Source organism: Spirosoma flavus, assembly GCF_054778555.1.
Window position 1 is genome coordinate 899,737 of record NZ_BAAGZL010000002.1, and the last position, 19,547, is coordinate 919,283.

Annotated in this window: 13 protein-coding genes; 11 read left to right on the forward strand and 2 right to left on the reverse strand. The window is 49.0% G+C overall.

The window, feature by feature from the left end; genetic code table 11:
* Positions 1–100: 100 nt before the first annotated feature.
* Entirely contained in the window at positions 101–2,926 is a 2,826-nt protein-coding gene (gene leuS, locus ACYVF1_RS12660) for a leucine--tRNA ligase (protein WP_461079199.1), read from the reverse strand.
* Between the two features lie 131 nt (positions 2,927–3,057).
* On the opposite strand from leuS, the gene ACYVF1_RS12665 reads away from it, so the two are divergent.
* The 10 genes from ACYVF1_RS12665 (at position 3,058) to ACYVF1_RS12710 (ending at position 14,184) form a co-directional block, all read left to right on the forward strand.
* On the forward strand, positions 3,058–4,896 hold the full coding sequence (locus ACYVF1_RS12665) for a hypothetical protein (protein WP_461079201.1): 1,839 nt from the start codon (positions 3,058–3,060) through the stop codon (positions 4,894–4,896).
* Positions 4,897–5,085: 189 nt separating this feature from the next.
* Positions 5,086–6,279, forward strand: coding sequence for a S8 family peptidase (locus tag ACYVF1_RS12670; RefSeq protein WP_461079203.1), 1,194 nt, complete (start codon positions 5,086–5,088; stop codon positions 6,277–6,279).
* Positions 6,280–6,369: 90 nt separating this feature from the next.
* Positions 6,370–6,942, forward strand: a complete 573-nt coding sequence (locus ACYVF1_RS12675) for a Crp/Fnr family transcriptional regulator (RefSeq protein WP_461079205.1) — start codon at positions 6,370–6,372, stop codon at positions 6,940–6,942.
* 75 nt (positions 6,943–7,017) lie between these two features.
* A complete protein-coding gene (locus tag ACYVF1_RS12680) occupies positions 7,018–7,473 on the forward strand; it encodes a DoxX family protein (RefSeq protein WP_461079207.1) in 456 nt (151 codons plus the stop codon).
* A gap of 147 nt (positions 7,474–7,620) precedes the next feature.
* A complete protein-coding gene (locus tag ACYVF1_RS12685) occupies positions 7,621–8,688 on the forward strand; it encodes a sulfite exporter TauE/SafE family protein (protein WP_461079209.1) in 1,068 nt (355 codons plus the stop codon).
* A gap of 74 nt (positions 8,689–8,762) precedes the next feature.
* Complete coding sequence (locus ACYVF1_RS12690) at positions 8,763–9,959, forward strand: trans-sulfuration enzyme family protein (protein ID WP_461079211.1); 1,197 nt, start codon at positions 8,763–8,765, stop codon at positions 9,957–9,959.
* A gap of 25 nt (positions 9,960–9,984) precedes the next feature.
* Complete coding sequence (locus ACYVF1_RS12695; RefSeq protein WP_461079213.1) at positions 9,985–11,094, forward strand: Gfo/Idh/MocA family protein; 1,110 nt, start codon at positions 9,985–9,987, stop codon at positions 11,092–11,094.
* 5 nt (positions 11,095–11,099) lie between these two features.
* Positions 11,100–11,834 carry a phosphoadenylyl-sulfate reductase gene (locus tag ACYVF1_RS12700; RefSeq protein WP_461079215.1) on the forward strand — a complete coding sequence of 245 codons (735 nt, stop codon included), beginning with the start codon at positions 11,100–11,102 and terminating at the stop codon, positions 11,832–11,834.
* Positions 11,835–11,921: 87 nt separating this feature from the next.
* Positions 11,922–12,824, forward strand: coding sequence for a sulfate adenylyltransferase subunit CysD (gene cysD, locus ACYVF1_RS12705; protein ID WP_461079217.1), 903 nt, complete (start codon positions 11,922–11,924; stop codon positions 12,822–12,824).
* Positions 12,825–12,915: 91 nt separating this feature from the next.
* Positions 12,916–14,184, forward strand: coding sequence for a sulfate adenylyltransferase subunit 1 (locus ACYVF1_RS12710; protein WP_461079219.1), 1,269 nt, complete (start codon positions 12,916–12,918; stop codon positions 14,182–14,184).
* A 144-nt stretch (positions 14,185–14,328) separates the two neighbouring features.
* Here the strand turns inward: ACYVF1_RS12710 and ACYVF1_RS12715 are convergent, their stop codons facing one another.
* Positions 14,329–16,200 (reverse strand): M61 family metallopeptidase, encoded by a 1,872-nt coding sequence (locus ACYVF1_RS12715; protein ID WP_461079221.1) that lies wholly within the window; start codon positions 16,198–16,200, stop codon positions 14,329–14,331.
* A 189-nt stretch (positions 16,201–16,389) separates the two neighbouring features.
* Here ACYVF1_RS12715 and ACYVF1_RS12720 point away from each other — a divergent pair, with 189 nt between their 5' ends.
* Positions 16,390–19,464 carry a tetratricopeptide repeat protein gene (locus tag ACYVF1_RS12720; RefSeq protein ID WP_461079223.1) on the forward strand — a complete coding sequence of 1,025 codons (3,075 nt, stop codon included), beginning with the start codon at positions 16,390–16,392 and terminating at the stop codon, positions 19,462–19,464.
* The last annotated feature ends 83 nt before the right edge of the window (positions 19,465–19,547 follow it).

Here is a 19,547-nt window from a genome sequence, read left to right on the forward strand (position 1 = left end):
AAGCCGACAATACGTCGGCTTTCTTATTTTCAAAAACTCATTGAATATCAATCCAATAACATGATCTAAATAACATACTAGCGCTACGTCCAGACTAGTCTTAAATTACTACGTTCACGATTCGTTTTGGTACCACCACTACTTTTTTCGGAGTTTTTCCATCGAGCCATTTCTGCACGATTTCGTCGGCTAGCACCTCCCGCTCAATTTCATTAGCTGCCCGGTCGATGGCGAAACTGATCGTGGTACGTACTTTCCCGTTGATCTGAATCGGATACTCAAAAGCGTCCTCCACCAGGTAACTCGGGTTGAACGTTGGGAACTGCGCTTTCGAAATGGTACCTGCTTCGTTACCCAGAGCCGCCCACAACTCTTCGGTGATGTGTGGTGCATAAGGCGACAGAATCAACACCAAATCCTGTAAAATTGCCCGCTTATGGCAATTCAGCGTCGACAATTCATTTACGCAGACCATGAACGCGCTCACCGAGGTATTGAACGAGTACGCTTCAATATCACTTTCTGCTTTCTGAATGGTTCTGTGCAGCACTTTTAACTCTGCTGGGGTCGGTTGTTCATCATTTACAATCCACGTACTGCTTCCATCCAGGTTATCTTTATAGAATAACCGCCAGAATTTCCGAATGAAACGATACACACCGTCGATGCCGTTAGTATTCCAGGGTTTAGCCTGTTCCAGCGGGCCTAAGAACATCTCGTACATACGTAGCACGTCAGCACCGTATTTCGCAACGATGTCATCGGGATTCACTACGTTGAACTTCGACTTCGACATTTTTTCAACCTCTGTACCGACAACGTAACGTCCATCCGGTTCAAAAATAAACGTAGCATTATCAGTCAAATCAGGGCGAGCTTTCTTGAAAGCGTCAATATCTACTACGTCATTTTCAACGATGTTCACGTCAACGTGTAAGGGCGTTACGTCCTTCCCTTGAATCTGATTCAGCGACACGAAAACTGGTGCAATTCCCTCCTGCCCCGTTCCTTTCAAACGATACGCAAAATTGCTACGTCCCTGAATCATACCCTGGTTGATAAGCTTTTTGAACGGCTCTTCCTGCGGTACGTATCCCCGATCTTTCAGGAATTTATTCCAGAAACGACTGTACAAAAGGTGCCCCGTCGCGTGTTCGGTACCGCCGATGTATAGGTCCACGTTTTGCCAGTAATTGATAGCTTCTTTGCTGGCGAAAGCGGTATCGTTTTGCGGGTCCATGTAGCGATACCAGTAAAACGACGAGCCAGCCCATCCAGGCATAGTGCTCAGTTCGTAATCATAGATACCCTTATATTTCCAACCCTCGGCGCGGCCCAACGGTGGTTCGCCGGTTTCGGTTGGCAGGTATTTGTCAATGGCGGGCAATTCCAGTGGTAAGTCGCTTTCATCAATCAGATACGGCAATCGACCCGTCGAACCGTCCTCCCGGAAATAAACCGGCACCGGTTCGCCCCAATACCGCTGACGGCTGAACACGGCGTCACGCATCCGGTAGTTGACTTTACCCCGGCCTAAACCACCGTCTTCTAACCAGCTAATCAACGCAGGAACCGCCTGTTGATACGTCATCCCATCAATGATACCCGAATTGATATAGCGACCTTCTTTAGTGTTATCAGCCTGTTTATCAATATCTTTCTGAGCATCCAGAATTGGAATAATAGGCAAGCCAAAGTGCGTCGCAAATGTCCAGTCACGCTGATCGCCCGATGGTACGGCCATCACAGCTCCGGTTCCGTAACCCGCCAATACGTAGTCGGCCAGGAAAATGGGCACCTTCTCGCCGTTGACCGGATTGATGCAGTAGCTGCCCGTAAATACGCCCGAAACTGTTTTTGTATCGGACATACGGTCGCGTTCGGAACGTAGCTTAACCGCGTTTACGTAAGCTTCTACAGCTGCGCTCTGTTCTGGCGTTGTCAATTGCGGAACCAACTCATGCTCAGGAGCTAGTACCAGGAAAGAAACACCGTAAATGGTATCAACGCGCGTGGTGAAAACTTCAATGGTATCCGATGAATCTTCAACGGCAAACTTCACCGAAGCCCCAACGGATTTCCCAATCCAGTTACGCTGCTGCTCTTTCAGCGATTCGGTCCAGTCGATGGTATCGAGTCCCGTCAACAGTCGATCGGCGTAGGCGGTGATACGCATCATCCACTGGCGCATCAATTTTTGCTCCACCGGATAGCCGCCCCGTTCTGAAACGCCATCTTTCACTTCGTCATTCGCCAACACCGTACCCAACGCCGGGCACCAGTTCACCACCGCATCGGCCAGATACGTCAGGCGGTATTTCAGCGTAATTTCATACGATTCCTTCGCCGACATAGCATTCCATTCGGCGGCTGTGAACGTCGGCACATCATCATCGCAAACGGCGTTTACGTCAGTCGTGCCGTTGGTGGCAAACTTCTCCAGCAGCGTTTCGATGGGTTCGGCCCGGTCCGTATCCCGGTTGTACCACGATCGGAACAGTTCCATAAAAATCCACTGCGTCCACTTGTAAAAGGCCGGATCGGACGTGCGTACTTCGCGGGTCCAGTCGTAGCTGAAACCGATATTTTTTAACTGCTCGATGTAGCGCTGCCGATTCTGCTCGGTCGTAATGGCCGGATGCTGCCCCGTCTGGATAGCGTATTGTTCAGCCGGAAGCCCGAACGAATCGAACCCCATCGGGTGCAGTACGTTGAAGCCTTTCAGCCGTTTGTAGCGCGACACGATATCCGACGCAATGTAGCCCAGCGGGTGCCCCACGTGCAAGCCAGCCCCCGACGGATACGGGAACATGTCCAGAACGTAGTATTTCGGTTTGGCAGACTGTTCGTCGGGCTTGAACGTATCGTGATTATCCCAGAAATCCTGCCAGTATTTTTCAACTTTCGAATGGTTGTAGTCAGCCATGTTGGTAACGCGGCCGTGAAGCCGCCAAATTCAATGCGACGTTTCAGTCGCGTTACTAATTTTTGCAAAAATAGCCGTTTAGAGAGACTTTTGCCCATCGCCACCAAAGAGATACTGCCAAATTCCTCGAAATGAGTCAGGAACACCCCCTTCTTCGTCCACACCAAACCGGCATGACTGTATTTACGTGGTGGCGGTCCGCCTGGTTTTGGGGCGTTACGTTGGGCATCCTCACGGCGCTGCTAACCGCCTGGCCTGTGGGCAATTTTCAGTATCCCTTGTCAGATGGTTACGATACTGATCAGTACGAATACGTAGGTTATTTCTTTGGAAAGAACCTCAGACTGTGGCCGTTTCCTCAACTAAACCTGGTTAATACACAGACGTTTTATCCGTACGGCACCAATCAGGTCTTTCTGGACTGGGGCTTCGAACGCGACTACTGGTACGCCTTCTGTTATCGGATTTTCGGAGGTCCGGGGCCTTATTTGCAGTTCTACTACGTATATAGCCTGGTCGTTACATCGGTAGGTACGTTCCTGTTGCTACGTTCCCGATTTAGTCTACCGAAATCAGCATTGGCGGGGTTGATTGTTTCGATTTTCAATTTTTACGCTCTCTTCAAATACCCCATTCACATGAACGTCTGCGTGGCCCACTGGACCGTTCTGTGCATGGTTGCTACGTATCGTTTGCTACTGGACTGGATACAGAAAACACCGATTTCGCTAACGTACTGGCTGCTTTGCGGATGGCTGCACGTTCAGGTTCTTGGGCAGGAACTGGCCTACGTTGCAGGTTACGCGCTCATGTTCACGGCACTTGCCTGGCCCGTGCTGGCGGTAGTTCTATACCGTCGTTTTCCGAGAATAAATGATTGGCCGAGACAGCTAGTTCATTACGTCCAAGATGAATTTCGTGACCGTAAAGCGGGCGTTACTACGTTGCTCTTTCTGATTGGTTTTAGCTTTTGGCTATACGTTCCACTCACGTTGCAAATCGCGTCTACGGCCTGGACATTCAACTTCGACGCCGTTCCTGTAATTCCTTCCTGGTCGCATCCGCTACGTTTGTTGCTGCCGCATTTGCCCGGTCTGGATAGTTACGCCATGCCCTACCAACGTTGGCTGCATGATACGTTCGAGAGTTATGCTCAGGGAAGTCCAGGACTTTACTTAACACTGTTAGCTGGTGTCGGCTGGTGGCAAATCCGCCGAAAAATAGGCCTTTGGTTACCTACCGTATTGATGCTAATTCTGTGCCTAGTCTATCATCCAGTGCTGATACCGTCGCTTAAATTATTTCCCTGGTTCAGCTTCAATCGGCACGGGGGGCGGGCGTCGCTGGTATATCCGGTTTTGCTCTGTCTGCTGGCCTTACCGGTACAATGGCCCCGGCAACGTAGTGAAAAAATCGCGGCTACGTGTCTGGTCCTGTTGATGTGCCTGGAATGGTACACCAGTTATTCCCGCCGACTGGACGAACCCATTAACGTTGCATCAGTAGATGTGATACGTTACTGCAAGGTGATACGTCAGCAACCGGGCGAAGCGGTGCTTGATTGGCCATTCTGCACCGTTGGAGCAGACGGTACTGGCGACAAAGAAGGACTTTGTCCATTTTACGACCATCTAAACGCAGTCTTTACATTTCGTCGTTTCTACAACAAAAGCGGAGTCGGTCAGTATTTCGGACGCCTGCACAAAGACCAGATTCAGCCCTTCCTGCGCGACGGATGGCCCCGCCTACTTACCCCCGGCCGAAACTTTACCGAACAGGATTGGCAGTTCATGGAGCACTTCCTACGAAACAACCATTTTGCCGGGATCAATCTCTATCCTGATTTATTGCCTCCACAGCAGGTAGCCGGTTTTTACCAGCGATTTGGTCGCCCAATTGCAGAGACAAAATTTCCTGCCGCCGGTCGGGTCGTATTCATTCCGATACGTTCTAAAAAAGCGGTTTTATAACACAAGTCTGCAACGTTTTTTTCGTTTTTAACGTAGTACAATTAGAGCCTCTGACAACCGGGAAGCGGGGCCATTTCGCTGCTTTTTTAATTAATAACTCGCTCATTTCCTGTATCCTAAATCCAGCATCACGCATGAAATAACGTTGTACGATTTCATCACGTTTTCCAACAATTTCGTACTAAATACATGCGCTGTTTCACACCGCTTGCCACGTTTACCAACGTTGCTTTGGTCGGGCTTGCTATGCTTGGCTGCCAGTCTGATCAGGAACTAACGCCCGCTAGCTTATCGACCGATTGTCTGGTTAAAGCTTCCACTAACAATGGGGTTGCAATTGCCGGCTCGTATATCGTTACGTATCAACCGAGCCAAACGCTGCCAACCCTTCCGGGCGCGCGACTGGCAGCCGCTGAATCTGCTGCCGAACAAATGCTGGCCAGTCATCAGATGACGAATGCTTCGGTAGATGTACTGGCCTCCGGCGAACAGACAACTTTTCTGGCGCATCTGACCGAAAGTGAGTCCGAAAAACTAAAACTAGACCCTACTGTTACGTTGGTAGAACCCGACCGCATCATGTCGATGTGTAGCTGCGTCGACGTAGCAACGACTTCTACACTGAGCTGGAACGTAAAGCAAACAGGTTATGGCCGGGGCGATTTACAAACGGGCAAAACTGTCTGGGTTATCGATACGGGTATTGATCTGGACCACCCCGATCTGAATGTTGATGCGACACGTAGTAAATCGTTTATCAGCGGAAATTCGTCGGCGGATGACGAAAATGGGCACGGCACTCACGTAGCAGGCATTATCGGGGCAAAAAATAATAATATTGGCATAACGGGTATTGCTTCAGGCGCTACGTTAGTGGCGCTTCGGGTGCTGGATGACGATGGCGATGGGCGATTATCGGGTATTATTCAGGCGGTTAACTGGGTTGCTCAGAACGGTAAATCGGGCGACGTAGTGAACATGAGTTTAGGTGGCGAAGGCACGTCGGCCATACTCGAACGGGCAATTACGCAGGCTGCTAATTTGGGGATTTTATTCGCTATTGCGGCTGGTAACGAAAGCGCAAACGCCAATAATTACTCGCCCGCCCGATTGAATCACACGAATATTTTTACCGTGTCGGCCATGAATAATCTGAATCAATTTGCGTCGTTCTCCAATTTCGGCAGTAGTGTGGATGTGTGTGCGTACGGCGTTCGAATTACGTCGACGTATAAAGATGGCCGCTACGCTACGTTAAGCGGTACGTCGATGGCGGCTCCGCACGTAGCGGGTCTGTTATATATACGAGGCAATGATTTTCCAACCCACGGCACTGTGACGGGCGACACGGATGGAAAACCGGATCCGATGGCGGGTGAATAATTTTTTGTCATTCTTCGTTCCTCGAAATCACAAAAATGCAAAAACTGTTATCAGCTTGGAACCTGCTAACCGTTTTTGCATTTTTAACGCATGAATCCCCTCGACCGACTCCGCCAGAAATTTGATACGTTGACCCAGCAGTCTGATGAAGACTGGCAACTGTTCAGGCCAATTGTGGAATCCGTTACGTATCAGAAAAACGATTATCTGATTCAGGAGGGGCAGGTTGAACGCTACATTTACTACGTAGTGGATGGTATGGTTCGGCTGTTCCTAAATGACAACGGCAAAGACGTATCGCTCGATTTCACCTTCAGCAACGACTTCGTATCCGCTTATTCTTCGTTTCTGACGGAACAACCAACTGAATTTAACGTACAGGCGCTTACCGACGTAACGGCGCTGCGTTTCAACCGGACACATCTGCTGAACCTCTATCAACACTCGCACACCGCCGAGCGAATGGGCAGGCTAATTGCCGAACAGGCCTTTTTACGAAAAACTCGTCGCGAAGTGCAGTTTCTTACCAGCAACGCCAGGCAGCGTTATGTTTATTTGCTGGAGCAAGATCCTACGTTGGTGCAAACTATTTCCGTCCGTCATCTGGCTTCTTACCTCGGCATCGAGCCTGAAAGCCTGAGTCGTATTCGCCGGGAAGTTTGATTTACTAACAAATGTTAGGGGATTGCTCATTGGCCCATGGGAACTTTGTCGTGTAAATCAATAACAAATACGACGATGGCATTTTTCCTTGGTTTAGTATCGTTTGGCGTCCTGTTCTACGGAATCGGCTGGATTACCCAATCCACTTATTTATTTAATCTGCACAACGACGCCTTACTGGCCGCAACGACTATGTTCGTTCTGATTGGCCTTTCGCATTTGCGCAAGCCGGAAGGACTTATGTATATGATTCCGAGCTTCCTGCCGAATCCGCGTCTGCTTGTTTTGTTGTCGGGCGTGGGCGAGATTGTTCTGGCAATTGGCCTGCTTTTTCCGGCGACTCGTTTTCTGGCGGCTTGGGGACTAATTGCCCTCCTGATTACCATTTTTCCGGCGAATATCAACGTAGCGGTCAATAAGCTACCCCCTCCGGGTGGGTTACCAGCCAAACCCTGGTACGTATGGTCGCGGTTGTTGTTTCAGCCTGTTTATATTTTCTGGATATGGTACGCAGCTTTAGCAACTATGTAGCCTTGGTTTATAGGATTATTGTTAGAATTGTTGCATATGTAGCTTGTCTCTGTGTACCTTTGCAACAATCTTCATCATCAAGCGGCACTTCAATGTGCCGTTTTTCATAAAGATAATAATCTATTAATTCCATAGGTTTTATACCTTATGCAAGATCAGGTAGCCCCTCCTACTGATTCAGTTCGGGCAACACCAGCCGCTCTTTTATCAGACCTTGATCTCAACGGCCTGACCATCAGCCTTCAGGGTGAAAATGCCACCCAGCAGGCCGACACGCTACGAGCCGCCTTTCCGGGGGTTCAGATACAAACCGAACACGTCCGACCTATTCTCCGACGGCGTACACGTACTGAAATAGCTATTTATGCATTTGCTGCACTTGCTTTAATGGTTGTCGGGCATTTGCTATTCAGCTACTTCACGCTCGATCGGCTTACCCTAATCGCGAATAAAGTTGAGGTTACACCTGAAATTTTTTACTTCATTCTGGCTGGTTTTGTGGCGCAAATGATTGACGGGGCGCTGGGAATGGCTTATGGTGTAACGGCCACTACGTTTCTGACCAGCGTAGGTATCAGTCCGGTTTTTGCCACGGCCAGCGTACACAGCTCTGAAATTTTCACTTCGGGCGTATCGGGTTACATGCACTTGAAGTTTGGTAACGTGAACAGCCGGTTGTTTAAAATTGTGCTGATTCCTGGCGTTATCGGCGCGGCTCTTGGTGCCTTTTTGATCACGAAACTTGCCGATCTGGAAGTCATATCTAATTACCTTAATCCCGCTATTTCAGTCTATACAGCCATTTTGGGCGTGCTGATTTTACGGAAAGCACTTATCAAACGGGTTAAGAAAAAGCCTGTTCGCCAGATTGGTTTGCTAGCCTGGTTTGGCGGATTTGTGGATGCCATTGGTGGTGGGGGCTGGGGACCTATCGTTAACTCTACATTGATCGCTTCGGGTCGACATCCACGTTACACGATTGGCTCCGTGAACCTGGCCGAATTCTTTGTCTCCTTTGCTTCATCAGTCGTTTTTGCGCTTTACGCCGGCCTCGATAATTATGGGCTGGTCATTCTGGGGTTGATTCTTGGCGGTATGATTGCAGCGCCAATTGCCGCCCGACTAGCGCAAAAACTCCCTGTCAAAACCATGATGATTCTCGTCGGAATTGTGATTATCATCGTAAGTTTGCGCAAGATTATTAAGTTCTTTTAGGCCGTAACAGGCTCCGGCTGTTACGAAAAAAGTACCCTATTGATCACGCAGCCAGAGCCTGTGTGCGCCAGTCAATGAAAAAACAAACCAAAGCCATTCGCATTCAGACGGCAAAATCGCTGAACCGCGAACACTCCGTTCCCCTGTATCTTACCTCAAGTTTTGCTTTCGACAGTGCTGAACAAGGGAAAGCCCTGTTCGACGAAACCGAAGAAGGTAACATTTACTCGCGTTTCTCGAATCCGAACGTAACAGAGTTCGTCGAGAAAGTGTGTATGCTGGAAAATGCTGAAGAGGGCATTGCCACGGGAACAGGAATGGCTGCGGTATTTGCTAGTATGGCTGGTTTGCTAAAATCAGGTGATCACATTGTAGCCTGCCGGGCGTTGTTTGGCTCGGCGCACCAGATCATCACGCAGATTCTGAGCAAATGGGGCATTACGCATACGTATTTGGATGCCTCCGCCACCGAAGCCGAATGGGAAGCGGCCATCCAGCCAAACACGAAGATGGTATACCTCGAAACGCCTTCAAACCCCGGTCTTGAACTGGTTGATCTGGAGATGCTGGGACGTTTGAAGGCGAAATATGGTTTCATTCTGAACGTCGACAATTGTTTTGCTACCCCAATTTTGCAAACGCCTATTGAATACGGCGCTGATTTGTCGGTCCATTCTGCCACAAAATACATGGATGGGCAAGGCCGTGTTTTAGGGGGTATTGTCGTTGGCCGTGCCGATTTAATTCAGCCAATTCGGTTCTTCGCCCGGCATACGGGACCGTCGCTGTCGCCGTTCAATGCGTGGGTCTTATCGAAAAGTCTGGAAACGCTGGATTTACGGATGGAGCGTCACTGCCGTAATGCATTACAATTAGCCGAAGCACTAGAAGGCCATGCCGACGTAGCAAAGGTGTTGTATCCATTTTTGCCATCACATCCACAATACGAGCTGGCGAAAAAGCAAATGAGCGCGGGCGGTGCCATCGTTACGATTGAGTTGGAAGGTGGTTTTGAGCGGGTCAGCGCATTTTTTGATGCCCTGCAAATTCCAACTTTATCATCAAATCTGGGCGATTCACGTACCATCGTTACCAATCCGAACACAACGACGCACGCCAAACTGAAACCCGACGAGAAGTCCGCTTTGGGTATTACGCCCGGTTTAATACGTATTTCGGTTGGTCTGGAAGCCATTGAGGACTTAATCGAAGATTTCACGCAGGCAGTAGAAAAGTCGGCCGAAGTAGTTAAGGAGAAGGTAGCCGAATAAATATCTCGCCTTAACTTCACCCACTATGGTACGTTGCACCTTTATCGTTCTATTTTTTTGCTGCGCATTTGCCCAACTGGCTAATGGCCAAAGCGCTCAGAAACCGCTACGTGTCGGAATCGTTGGCCTTGTTCACGACCATGTTAACGGTATTTTGAACAAAGCCTTTAAAAAGGAAAATCAAACCGATATCGAAATTGTAGGCATCGTAGAGTCAAACCGCGACGTAGTGGAACGGCTTTCTAAACGGTTTGGCTTCCCAACGAGTCTGGTCTATCCGACACTAGCCGAAATGCTGGACAAAGCCAAACCAGAAGCAGTAACGGATTTCGGTCCGATTGCCGATCACAAAAAAACGGTGGAAGGATGTGCACCCCGTGGTGTTCACGTTATGGTCGAAAAGCCGCTGGCCACGACGTTCGCGGATGCCAAACAGATGGAAGCGCTGGCGAAAAAGTACAAGATTCAACTGCTCACGAATTACGAAACGACCTGGTACGGCAGCAATCATAAAGCCTACGCAATTGCCAATACCGAAAAATCTATCGGTGATTTGCGCAAAATAGTAGTGCACGATGGGCACGAAGGTCCAAAAGAAATCAACGTAAGCAGCCAATTTCTAAACTGGCTGACCGATCCTGTTTCCAACGGTGCCGGGGCGCTTTTCGACTTCGGTTGTTATGGAGCGAACCTGTCTACATGGCTCATGCATAACCAGCGACCTACTTCGGTTTTTGCCGTTACACAGCAAATAAAACCAGACATTTATCCCAAGGTAGACGACGAAGCCACTATAATTCTCACGTATCCAAAAACCCAAAGTATAATTCAGGGTTCCTGGAACTGGCCTTTCGGTCGGAAGGATATGGAAGTATATGGGCAAACGGGTTACGTTAAAACCATAGACGGTACTCAGATGCGCGTTCGGCTCAAAGGAGAAAAAAACGAACGTAGTACCGAAGCTGCTCCCGCCGATGCTCCTGCCACTGACCCGTTTGCCTACTATGCAAAACTGATACGTGGAGAAACTAAACCCGATGAATTAACGTCATTAGAAAACAATGTAATTGTCGTGGAAATTCTGGATGCTGCCCGCCAGTCGGCTAAAACTGGTAAGGCAGTAATGCTAAAATAGAAAGTATGATTGCCGAACCTACCACCAATACGCTCGAAAGTTTATCGGAGCAATTACAAGGCCTGAGCAACGTAGAAGCGCTACGTAAATTAGCCGACCTTTTTCCCGGTGAAGTCGTTTTCTCGACCAGTCTGGGTTATGAAGATCAGGTAATTACTGACCTGATTCTGGCGAATGATATCCCCATCAAAATCTTTACACTCGATACGGGGCGGATGTTTTCAGAAACGTACTCGGTCTGGAAAAAAACCAACGACCGTTATGGGATTACCATCGAAACGTATTTTCCGAAAGCTGATGCCGTTGAGAAATTGCTCACAACCAAAGGCCCCTACAGCATGTACGATTCGGTGGAGAACCGGAAAGAATGCTGTTTCATCCGTAAAGTGGAGCCGCTAAACCGGGCACTGGCGGGTAACAAAATTTGGATAACGGGCATCCGCGCTGAGCAATCGGCTAACCGGCAGGACATGACCCAGCTCGAATGGGATGAATCGCATCAACTTTTCAAATTCCACCCGCTGCTGGACTGGACGTTTGACGAAGTGAAACAATACGTTAAAGATCACCACGTACCGTATAATCCGCTGCATGACCGGGGCTTCGTAAGCATTGGTTGCCAGCCTTGCACCCGGGCGATTCAGGAGGGCGAAGATTTCCGCGCTGGTCGTTGGTGGTGGGAAGACAACTCGAAAAAAGAGTGCGGACTGCATACGCACGAGGAAGCATTTAAACCATAAAGAGCGAAAGAATGAAAGAGTGAAAGAGCGCATAGTCGCGTCAGCATTTCGCTCTTTCACTCTTCCGCTCTTTCACTCTTTGAAAAAATGAAACTTGATTATTTAGATCAGCTCGAGTCCGAAGCCATCCACATTATGCGGGAGGTAGCCGGGCAATTTGAGCGGCCTGCCCTGCTGTTTTCGGGGGGGAAAGATTCCATTACGTTAGTACATCTGGCGCTAAAAGCCTTTCGACCCGGTAAATTTCCGTTTCCGCTGGTGCATATCGACACCGGCCACAACTTTCAGGAAGCGCTCGATTTTCGGGATGATCTGGCCGAACGTATCGGCGAAAAACTCATCGTTCGCTACGTAGAAGATACTATTCGGGAAAAGAAACTGAAGGAGCCCACCGGACGTAACGCTACCCGTAACGGTCTGCAAACCTTTACGTTGCTCGACGCTATCGAAGAGTTTGAGTTCGACGCCTGTATCGGTGGGGCGCGTCGGGATGAAGAAAAAGCCCGTGCCAAGGAACGCGTCTTTTCGGTACGTGACGAATTCGGCTCATGGGACCCCAAACGTCAGCGTCCTGAACTCTGGAACCTCTATAACGGACGGATTCACAAAGGTGAGAACGTACGCGTGTTTCCTATTTCGAACTGGACCGAACTCGACGTATGGAATTACATCCGTCGCGAGAACATCGCCTTACCAAGCATTTATTTTGCTCACGAACGCGAACTACTTATCCGCGATGGCAAACTGATGGCTACGGCTGGTGGCGTTATCAAACCCGAACCTGATGACCAGCTTGTGACACGCCGTGTTCGCTTCCGTACTGTTGGCGACATTTCCTGCACAGCAGCCTCCGAATCGCAGGCCGATACGTTAGACGCGGTCATCGACGAAATTCAGGCAACGCGCATCTCCGAACGGGGTGAAACCCGCATGGACGATCAGCTTTCTGAAGCCGCTATGGAAGACCGCAAGAAGGGCGGGTATTTTTGATAAACGAATAGTATAAAATGATCAATGAATAATGTTTGAGTGATTGGGTACATAATTATCCATTTTACATTATTCATTATGCACTCACCAAATGGATCTTCTCCGCTTTATAACCGCCGGTTCGGTTGACGACGGCAAAAGCACGCTCATCGGGCGGCTTCTTTATGACTCCAAATCCATTCTGGCTGACCAGCTCGAAGCCATCGAACGAGCCAGCAAAAGCCGTGACGACGGAGAAATTGACCTAGCTCTCCTAACCGACGGACTACGTTCCGAACGTGAACAGGGCATAACCATCGACGTAGCGTATCGGTATTTTCAGACGCCCAAGCGCAAGTTTATCATTGTCGATGCGCCCGGCCATATTCAGTACACTCGTAATATGGTTACGGGAGCGTCAAACTGTCAGTTAGCCGTAGTTTTGGTTGATGCACGGCATGGAGTTGTCGAGCAAACCCGGCGGCACTCACTAATTGCGTCGTTACTTGGCATTCCACATATCGTGGTGGCTGTCAATAAAATGGACCTGGTTGATTATTCGCAGGATGTATTTTCGAACATCTGCATACATTACGCCGAACTGGCCAAAAAGCTGAATGTACATCAGGTAACATACATTCCAATGAGTGCTCTCAATGGCGACAACGTAGTAGACAGATCAACTGCCATGCCATGGTATGATGGCTTAACGCTATTGGAACACTTGGAGCAAGTGTCAATTGATGATGACGCGCAGGGGAAAACTGAAGAACGTCATCCAGCGCGTTTCCCTGTTCAGTACGTTATCCGTCCGCAAACCGCAGAACTGCACGATTATCGGGGGTATGCTGGCAAAATCACTAGTGGCCTGTTCCGAAAAGGAGATGCGATCACGGTGCTTCCTTCGGGCGAAACATCGACTATCGACGCCATTGAAATTGCGGAGAAACATCTGGACGAAGCCATTTCACCGATGTCGGTAGTGTTGCATCTAGCTACTGATGTCGACATTAGTCGGGGCGATCTTATAGTTCGTTCCAACAGCCAGCCCATCAGCACCCAAACCGTCGAAGCGATGCTCTGCTGGATGGATACGAAGGAGTTTAAAGTGGGCAACAAGTATTTATTACAGGTTGGTACGTTCCGTACCCGTTGTTCTGTGCGAGAAATAACGTATCAACTAAACGTCAATACGTATGAAGAAACGGAAGACGTAGAAAGCCTGAAGCTAAACGATTTAGCGAAGGTAGTACTACGTACCGCCCAGCCCATCAGCTTCGATCCGTATCAAAAGAACCGCGCTACAGGTGGAGCCATCCTGATTGACGAAACCTCAAACGTAACGGTCGGCGCGCTGATGCTCGTAGGCGAAGCGGAGTAACAATTTATCTTTTTCAAACAAAAGCCCTGCTACGTAACAATACGTAGCAGGGCTTTTTTTAGGCTCCGACAGGCTCTGGCTGTCGGCGTCGCGCTGCGACTAACCTATTCTCTACAACCGACAGCCAGAGCCTGTCGGAGCCGATCACTTAATATACAACCACTTGTTAAACAATGCCTTCTGCGCATCGGTGCGATTCGGTAGCGGTTCCAGCCGGTAGCTGGCTAATGGATTCTGCGTCAACGTAACGGTGATTTCACGGACAAATCCAGCCCGGTTTACGAGCACACTCAGCTTATCTCCTACACGACGACCGCTAATCAGACGTAGTAAGTCATCGCCCACGCGAACACTATCGACAGCCAGAATTTCATCACCAACATTTAGCCCATCATTATAAGCTGCTGACCCGCGACGAACGCCGGTTATCGTAGCCTTCCCGTTCGCAACTGTAGTAGCCGTTCCTAAAAAACCATCCTGTGTTCTGGCTGCTACGTTCACTAATTGGACACCAACAGGCTCAAAATAGGCGTTGTAGTTAATTGGATTTGCTGTATTGACAGCGATGTTGAAGAAAGCATCGAGCTTTTTGCCAGCTATCTGCTCGGCTGCTTTTCGAAATTCATCGTCAGTGAAACCGCGTTTCTGTTTCTTATAATATTCGTTGTACAGAAAACGCATCAGGTCGTCCATACTACGTTCGCCGTTGCTGCCCGCCAGAATTGCCAGATTCAGCAATGAACCCAATACACTACCCTTACTATAGTACGAAATAGTGGTGTTAGTCGAATTTTCGTTGGGGCGATAGCCTTTAATCCACGCATCCCAGCTCGATTCAGCCACTGACTGCACGCGCACACCCGGCTGATTTTCAATACCAGTAATATCATTGGCGACGATATTCAGATATGCTTCTGGCGTATGGAAACCGGCCCGACGTAGAATGTAATCTTCGTAGAAAGACGTACAACCTTCTGACAACCAGAGCATATGTGTATAATTCTCATTCTCGTAATCGAATGGTCCAAGGGCTATTGGGCGGATTCGCTTTACGTTCCACAGGTGGAAATATTCGTGCGCTACCAGCGTCAGGAAACCTTTGTAGTTGGCCTCCGTTGCGTAGGCGTTACGGGTCGTTTCGAGCGTTGTCGAGTTCTGGTGTTCCAGTCCACCCCCACCCGGTGGAATGTGATGGACGATGAACGTATAATCAGTACAAGGATGCTCACCAATGACTGTTGCTGCGGCTTCACAAACGCGCTTATAATCAGCGGCTAAACGCTCCTGATTGTACGCCACTTCACCAAACATGGCAACGGTATGCGGAACGTTGGAAGCCGTAAACGTAAAGGTATCGTGATTCCCAATCTCAAGCGGTGAATCGACCAGTATATCAAAATTGGGAGCTTCGAAGGTAAAATCAGTGGTAATGCCCAATTTCTCCGTTACCTGCTTTAGCCCCGTTGCCACCTTTTTCCAGTCCTTAAACGGCTTAACAATCAGACGTAGCGGCTGATTTTTCAGAGCGTCATGATACATAAACGTACCGGCTGGTGTTACGTAGCCATGGTCAGCATCAATAAAGCAGGTCCGAACCGTTAATTCATTGGCATACAACCGATAACGTATCGTTACGTTGTCATCACTTGTGTAAACGCGCCAGGCATTTTTGCGAATTTTTTCACTAGGTACCGTCTTATCTCCAACCGATGCGGTAAAGGCTTCTACGTTTTTAGCGTATTCCCGAATGAGGTACGAACCTGGTGTCCAGACGGGCATTTTAATATCAAGATATCCGTTCTTCTTCGCGCTGGTAGCTGTAGCCGCATTTTTCAGCTGCATTTCTACCTCGAAATAGTGAGTCTGCGGTTCCGGCATTGACAAGATATACGTCACGCTGGGAGCTGGGGCCGGAGGGGTATCATCGCCGGAACGGAACGGTTTTGCAACTAAACTTTGTGCCGCTAAAAAGGTCCATAGAGTAAGTAAATACAGAAGCTGCGCTTTTTTTTTCATACGGAAATCAGGAGTCCCTTCGTTTTTTGTCCAGATTTGACGAGGAAATTTGCCAATTTGTCGGCGAAACTACGACCTAAATTTGTTCAAAGCTCAACGTATCAGGTTCAAAGTTTCAAGTTCAAGACCTAACGTGCTTAGTGTCAGCCAACTTTAACCCTGAAACGTTGCATTCCAAAACCATTAATTATGCCCCAATCAAACCCACAGCCGGATCGGCCCCAACAATCGCTGTTACGTCTCCATCGATTGTTGTTCCTGCTGCTCTCTGGGCTGTTTCTGTCGCTTTCCGCGACTGCTCAACGCACACAAAGCAATGCCGAACCCGATTACCATTACCGAAACGGCCTCGAATTGTTTGAACGTAACAATTACGCAGCGGCCCGGTATGAATTTCGGCAATACCTCGAACCCCGCCGGGGCGATGGCACCCAAACGCTGCTCAACACCAGCGACCAGAACGCCGTGGAAGCCGAATATTACATCGCCCTCACGAGCCTTTACATCGATGAACCCGGTGCCGAACTGCTGGTAGATCGCTTCGTAAAAAACCACACCGAACATCCAAAAGCTGGGCAGTTGTACGGCGATCTGGGAACGTATTACTACAATCGGCAGGATTATACCAAAGCGATTGATTTCCTAGAGAAAGCCGTTGCGCAGGGCGGTAGCAGTAGTCAGTTGCTTGCCTTAAAATACCAATTGGCCATTGCTTATTACAATACGCAGGATTTACAGAAGGCGTTGCCACTTCTCAACGCGGTGAAACTGGATACCAGCTCGCCCGACGCACCAGCGGCTTCGTACTACGCTGGCGTGATTAACTTCCGAAACCGAAATTACAACGAAGCAGTTGCCGATTTTCGACGTATCGAGAACAATCCAACGTATCAGAGTCAGGTTCCGAACTGGATTGCGCAGTCGTTTTATAAGCAGCGCCGGTTTGATGATCTGCTGGCGTATACCGAACCGCTGCTGCGACGTAACAACGGGAATGGTTTGAGTGAAGTGGCGCTGTTTACGGCTGAAGTCTTTTATCAGCAAAATCAGTTTGCCAAAGCCATTCCGTATTACAAACAATACGTAAACGCCAGCGGTACCAAAACACCGAGTGCCGTTCGGTTCCGGTACGGGCAATCGCTGTTTCGGACGGGTGATTATCCAGATGCCATTACGCAGTTGAAACCACTCGCCGGAGGAAAAGACACAACAGCTCAATACGCAGCTTATACACTCGGGGTCAGCTATTTACAAACGCAGAACCCAACGTATGCGCTCAACGCCTTCGATCAGGCTGGACGATTATCGTTTAATAAAGAGATTCAGGAAGAGGCCAAATTCACGCACGCCAAGTTACAGTTGGACCAGAACAATGGGGCCGACGCGGTGAAAGAATTGACTGCTTTCTTGAAGCAATATCCTGATAGTAAGTTCGAAAATGAAGCGAATGAGTTAGTAGGCGAAGCGTATTACGCGTCCAACAACTATCCGGCAGCCATCGCCTATATCGAAGGGCTCAAGAAAAGAACTCCAAAAATCAACGCTACGTATCAACGACTGACTTATAATCAGGGCGTCAACGATTTTAACGCCGAGCGGTATCCGCAGGCGGTTGCCAATCTTGATAAATCGTTGAAATATCCGGTCGATAATGAGCTTCAGGCGGCCGCACAGTTTTGGAAAGCAGAGTCGTATTCGGCAGGAAAGCAGTATGATACGTCCATTCCACTCTACGCCAGCGTATCGAAAAGCGGGTCGAGTTTTGCAACCCGAAGTTTGTACGGATTGGGTTATGCCTATTACAATAAAAAAGACTATGCCCGCGCTCAACCCTACTTCCGCGATTTTGTAACGCGTGGAGGAAACAGTCAGGAGGAGGACGTAGCAGAGCAGGTGAAGGACGCCACCATCCGGCTGGCTGATACGTATTTTGTGACCAAGCAGTACGAAAATGCGATGAAGTATTACGATCAGGCCATTGCGCGGAATGCTGCTGATAAAGATTACGCGGCTTATCAGAAAGCGGTCATTCTCAGCTACGTTGGTCGCGATGCCGAAGCCAAAGCCCAGTTCGATCAGGTGCAGCGGCAGTATCCTACGTCGCGTTTTGTGGACGAATCGGTATTTCAGACGGCTAACGTTGATTTCGAGAAAGGTAACTATCAGGCAGCCATTCGAAATTTCACGAAGCTGATTCAGGATCGACCTAACAGTAAACTGATTCCAGCGGCTCTGTTAAAACGGGCGGTTGCTTACGGAAACGTCCAGCAATATGACCCAGCCATCGCCGACTACAAGCGAATTCTGGACAATTATGGCGATTCTGAACAGGCGCAAAGTGCGTTGCTCGGTATTCAGAATACGTTGAACGACGCCGGTCGTCCGGAAGAATTTTCGCAGGTTTTGGGGCAGTATAAGAAAAGCAATCCGGGCAGCACGGACATTGAGCGGGTGCAGTTCGATAACGCCAAAAATATTTATGCCAACGAGAAATACGCGCAGGCGATTCAGTCTTTTCAGGCGTTTATGCAGGAGTATCCGAACAGCCCAAACACCAACGAAGCGCGTTATTACGTAGCAGAGTCGTATCGCCAGACCGACGACCCAGGTAATGCGCTACGTTACTACAATCTGATTATTGCCGACCGACGCTCGGAATATCTGATACGTGCCGCCACGCGGGCCGCTGAATTGGAGATCGCGCAGAAAAATTACCCTCGTGCGATTCGCAATTACCAGATCATGCAGAGTCAGTCTGGCAGCAAAGCGGAACAGGTCACGGCGCAACTGGGCCTGATGGATACGTACTACGTTTACCCAAAACCCGATTCGGCAGCGGTTATGGCACGCGAAGTGCTTACGGCGGGCAACGTAGTACCGGGCGCACAAAACCGGGCGCAATTGATGCTGGGAAAAGTGGCATTTGGTAAAGGCGATTACAAAACCGCTCAGACGGAGTTCGACAAAACAATTGCTTTGGCAAAAGACGCCAACGGAGCGGAAGCCTTGTATTATCTCGGCGACATTTTGTACCGGCAGAAAAAGTATAAGGAGTCGATCACTACGTTGCTGAAATTCAATCAGCAATTCGGTGATTTCGAATACTGGAAAGGTAAAGCCTTTATTCTGGTTTCCGACAATAACGTAGCGCAGGAAGAATTTGCGCAGGCAAAAGCCGTTTTGAATTCCATCATCGAAAACACATCCGACCAAACCATCATTGCCGAAGCGAAGCAAAAGCTGGCGGCACTAGACTCTAAATGATGTATGAAGTATGATGTATAATGTATGGCTCGCCATGTTATTCCGCAAGCATACATTATACATCATACTTCATACATCGTACA